Genomic DNA, 492 nt, shown 5'->3' on the forward strand with positions numbered 1-492 from the left:
TCTCGAACGGGAACGCGCGCGCGTGTCCGCCGACCTCGCCCGCGACCGCGCCGCGCGCGGCTGGGCCGGCGAGCCGACGCAGGACCCGGACGACGACGAGCACGCCCCCTTCTTCTGACCGGGCCCGCCCCGGTCCCGCGGCCAGCGCGCCGCCCACCACCGAACCTCCCGCCGCCGCCCGGCGACGGCCCCCACCTGACGAGGACGACATGCGCACCGCCGAGATCCGCCAGCGCTGGCTCGACTACTTCGCGAGCAAGGACCACACCATCGTGCCGTCCGTGCCGCTCATCTCCCCGGACCCGTCGATCCTCTTCACGATCGCCGGCATGGTGCCGTTCATCCCGTACATCCTCGGCACGCAGGACGCCCCCTGGCCCCGGGTCGCCAACGCGCAGAAGTGCATCCGCACCAACGACATCGAGAACGTCGGTCGCACGACGCGGCACGGCACGTTCTTCCAGATGCTCGGCAACTTCTCGTTCGGCGACT

General features: G+C 72.2%; 1 protein-coding gene. It reads left to right on the forward strand.

Going from position 1 to position 492, the window contains the following annotated elements:
* Positions 1-209: 209 nt before the first annotated feature.
* Positions 210-492 (forward strand): alanine--tRNA ligase-related protein (locus G3I71_RS46885; protein WP_239149798.1); only part of this gene is annotated, 283 nt, incomplete at its 3' end.

Origin of the sequence: Streptomyces sp. SID12501, from assembly GCF_010550245.1 — a bacterium.
In the GTDB taxonomy this organism is placed as follows: domain Bacteria; phylum Actinomycetota; class Actinomycetes; order Streptomycetales; family Streptomycetaceae; genus Streptomyces.